3 protein-coding genes are annotated in these 4,377 nt (G+C 38.4%); 1 reads left to right on the forward strand and 2 read right to left on the reverse strand.

The window, feature by feature from the left end; genetic code table 11:
- Positions 1-197: 197 nt before the first annotated feature.
- Positions 198-1,400 carry a hypothetical protein gene (locus AC1UFB_RS15035; protein ID WP_025908682.1) on the reverse strand — a complete coding sequence of 401 codons (1,203 nt, stop codon included), beginning with the start codon at positions 1,398-1,400 and terminating at the stop codon, positions 198-200.
- Between the two features lie 268 nt (positions 1,401-1,668).
- Complete coding sequence (locus AC1UFB_RS15040) at positions 1,669-2,583, reverse strand: LysR family transcriptional regulator (RefSeq protein ID WP_025908681.1); 915 nt, start codon at positions 2,581-2,583, stop codon at positions 1,669-1,671.
- A 257-nt stretch (positions 2,584-2,840) separates the two neighbouring features.
- Here AC1UFB_RS15040 and AC1UFB_RS15045 point away from each other — a divergent pair, with 257 nt between their 5' ends.
- Positions 2,841-4,202, forward strand: a complete 1,362-nt coding sequence (locus AC1UFB_RS15045) for an MFS transporter (protein WP_025908680.1) — start codon at positions 2,841-2,843, stop codon at positions 4,200-4,202.
- Positions 4,203-4,377 lie beyond the last annotated feature (175 nt).

The following is a 4,377-nucleotide window of genomic DNA, read 5'->3' on the forward strand; positions in this document are numbered from 1 at the left end:
CATTGGTAAGTGTTACCCTTATACTTCAACAGAGAGTAATCGTAATCCTTTAATTCAACTTATATAGATGTAATCTTGCCTTCTATTTTCGTGTGATAGTTAGCTACCACACGAAAATAGAATTAACCGTAAAGAATATATGATCTATTACTATAGGCAAATGCTAACGCATTCTTCTAGTTATACAAATAGACATTTTACAATGGACTGATGCTTTCAATCATTGTTCCTTGCGAGGTTTTTACTCCTGTCAGTAACACTTTTGTACCAGGAGCAAATTTCTCTTTATGATGTGCCAAATAGTCTGATAGCTTGAACGTTGTTGGCTGATTGTTTACGTAAACTTGAACCGTATTCCAATTCACCATTTCAAAATAATCAGCTTCAATAGATACTGTTTGATCGCCCGTATCAGGACTTACAACTTCTACAATATCACGAATTTGATTTTGTCCATTTGGACTTGCTACATAACGAACAACCAGTGCTGTTCCTGCTTCATACTGGCGAATCTCGTTTTGTAAATCGATGTCGCTTTTAACATGAAACGCTTTTATCTGTCCTTGAACGTCAAGTTCAATACAATGAGCATCGACTAAACCAGTTACAACTCCAAGAACTTCTAAAATTTGCTCCTGCCTTACGTTATTTTCAACAGGTATTGACGAATTACTTTGTTCTTGCTGCACAGGCGCCACTTTTTCTTCTTGTAAGGATTCTTGCTCTTCCTGAATTGGAGCACTTTGATCCTCTTCTAAAGCTTCTTCTTCTTTAGACTCCACTTTTTGAACAGGTGCTGGCTCTTTCTCTACTTGTAAAGCGGCTTCCTCTTGAATTGGTGGCTCTTCAACTGGCACTATACTCTCTTCAAATTCTGTTTGTAGCTCTTCTGTTGGTAACTCTTGTATGGGTGTTTGTACGTTCATTTCTTCTTCTACGGGCGAAGGTACAGGCTCTTGTTCCTGATAGCTTAACGGTACTGGTACTACTTTTACTGCAGGCTCCACTGGATCTTGCTTAATTGTGACTTCTTTCACTGTATCTTGTTCTTTTGCACTAGACGCGGCAGTGATTTCTTGTGCTAGCACCTGCTCGTCCGGCTTAGGAGAATGGACTACCCTTTGCTCTAGTGGTTGGTTTGCTTGATTATAAGAAAATGGTATCTCCTTTTCTGGCAGGTTTACTACCTTTTTAGGGTTCATGCTAGGCTTCTGATCTTGAGCACTTTTTTGTACTTGTGCGACTGTTGCCTCTGTCTGTTCGCTGTTTAACGCGTTTGAGACGCTGCATCCAGTAATTGTTGTTACAATGGCTAACCCTGTTCCACCAATTTTGATAAGCTTCTTTCTCTCTTTTGCTTTTTCCTTAGAAAATTTTTCAACTCTTGTAATTCTATCCATTTAATTACAACCTTTCATTAATTTTCTGCTTTTTTAATTTATATTAGATTGAGAATTATGAATAGAGCGAAAGAGAAATACAGTTCTAAGGATTTAATGTTTTTCTAAAGATTAGTTATTAATCCCCAAAAACCGACAAAGTTCTACAAGTATCATTGAACTATAAAAAGGGAATTTATGAGAAACTAAGAACAAACGCGGTTACCCTAGCTGAACTTTCCTCTTACAAGAAAACAAACAAAAAAACTAGAAGCCAATCGCTTCTAGTTCATTTTTGATGATACTTTTCAATTACTTTATGAAGCTCTTCTAAATAAATTCGAGCCATGCGACTAAGCTGAGTTTTATTGTGAACGACCCATCCCACTCTAATAAACTCACCTTCATCAAGCGGCACCGATACAATATTTGAGCCGTTTAAGTCTTCACTTAAAATACCCGTTGAAATGGTGTAGCCGTTTAAGCCAATAAGCAAATTAAATAACGTTGCTCGATCACTGACTTGAATGCTTTGTTTACTTGGAATCGTGCTGAAAATTTCTTCAGCATAATAAAACGAGTTAAATTCTCCTTGTTCAAAGCTCAACCGTGGGTATTTTTCTAAATCTTTAAGCGTAACGGATTTCTTTTTAGCAAGCTGATTTTGGGCACTCACAAAGATATGAGGGGTAGCTTGAAACAGTTCATGAAACTCCAACCCTTGTTCTTTCAAAAGCTGCAGCATCACTTTTTCATTAAACGAGCTAACGTATAAAATACCGATTTCGCTTTTTAAACTCTTTACATCTTCAATAATTTCATAGGTTCTCGTTTCTCTCATCGTAAACTGGTATTTTTCTTGCCCGTACTTTTTAATCATATCCACAAACGCATTGACGGCGAACGCATAGTGCTGAGTAGAAATTGAAAGTAGCTGTGGAGAAGGCGCTGCATTTAAATACCGGTGTTCTAACAGCTCTGCTTGTTCAACAACCTGCCTTGCATACCCGAGAAACTCGGCTCCGTCTGAGGAAAGCGCAATACCTGTTGAAGTACGGGTGAAAATCGTAATTCCAATTTCTTTCTCTAACTCTTTCACTGCTTTTGACAAGCTTGGCTGTGAGATGTAAAGCCTGCGCGCTGCTTCATTAATTGATCCACATCTCACAACCTCAATCACGTATTTTAGCTGCTGTAATTTCATAATTAAATAAATGGGACCCCTTTTGATTCGAAATTTTCTGTACAATATTCGTTTGTATTTTAACTTCAAATGGTTAAAAGTTCAAATCATTGTTCGTTTTTTATTTGTTATATCTTTTAGCTATACCAATTAATGCATTTTATCAGTTACACTATACCTCTTTAGTCATGGTAGGATACATACAATAAAACAAATTGTTGGGCTTTCTAAGGATGTTTAGAAGTAACTTAAAATACAAGAATTTCAGGAGGAATCTCATGCGCGTTGTTCAAACTTCTCAGGTCATTGCTGAAAGTACGTTTAATAAGTTTCATTTGCTCGTGTTTCTATGGTGTTTTTATGCCATTGCGTTTGACGGTTTTGATATTGCACTTTATGGAATAGGTTTACCGCTTATGATGGAGGATTACGGACTAAGCGTCGTGGAAGCAGGAGCAATCGGCAGCTATACGCTTGTTGGTATGATGCTCGGCTCTTTCTTACTCGGTTCTCTTGCAGACGTAATTGGTCGAAAAAAAATTCTAGCGATTTGCATGGCTATATTCAGCATTTTTTCTCTTTTAGCAGGTCTTGCACCAAACCCGCTTACCTTTACCATTATGAGGTTTATCGCAGCGCTAGGAATGGGCGGACTAATGCCCGCTGTCATTGCAGTGATGACCGAATACTCTCCTAAGAAAAATCGCGCTCTCACCGTTGCTACGATGTACTGCGGCTACTCAATTGGAGCAATACTAGCTTCTCTTATAGGGATGTATTTAATGGAAAACTTAGGTTGGCGTTTTTTATATTGGCTAGGAGTTATTCCACTGCTCACCTTGCCTTTATTTTTAAAACAGTTTCCAGAGTCGCTATCGTTTCACATTCTGCGAAACCAAGGTGACAAGATTGCGGATATTCTTAATAAAGTTAATCCGAAAGGAAATTACCAAGCAACCGATGATTTTGAATACGAGATCGTGAAGGAGAAAGCAAAAGGGGTTCCTGTTAAAAAGTTGTTTTCTGACAAGCGAGGTATTAGCACAGTATCCTTTTGGCTTATTGTCTCTAGCTGCCTCCTTATGATTTACGGTTTAAACACATGGCTACCTAAAATTATGCAAGGTGCCGGTTATGGTATTACGTCAAGCCTGTCCTTTAGTCTTGTTTTAGGAGTAGGCCAAATCGGAGGCTCTTTATTAGGCGGATATTTCGTTGATCGCATCGGTCATCGAAAAGTTCTTTTATACATGTTTTTACTAGGTTCACTTTGTTTTATCTCGCTAAGCGTCACAACTCATCAGCTTTTATTATACGTTTTAATTGCGATTAGCGGTGCGTGCACAGCTGGAACTCAAAACTTAGTAAACCCTTATGTTTCAGGGTTCTACCCACCAGAAATTCGCACCACTGGATTAAGTGTAACAGTAGGGATCGGTCGAGTAGGTTCTATTTTGGCTCCTGTGATTATTGGTTTCTTATTAACAACCAACTTAGCTCCTCAGCAAGCATTCATGGCTTTTGCCGTTCCTAGTATCATCGGTTGTATCGCTCTTTTATTTGTTCAAGAGCGCCATGGACATACAGAAGAAAGAACAACAGCACCCGTGCATTTTAAAGCATCAAAGATTTCAAGCTAAATAGCGTATAGTAAGAAGCGAAGGAAAAGCGCGAAGGTTAAAGCTCACGGTACGTCTATTGGAGTGACAGTAGAGATGGTTCCTTATCTTAAACCGATAAAATAAGAAAAAGGGGCTGTCTAATAAGTCCCTCTAAATAAAACAGGTGGAGAAAAACGCAATGTTTTTCTCCACC

Source organism: Priestia sp. KCTC 13724 (genome assembly GCF_056820425.1).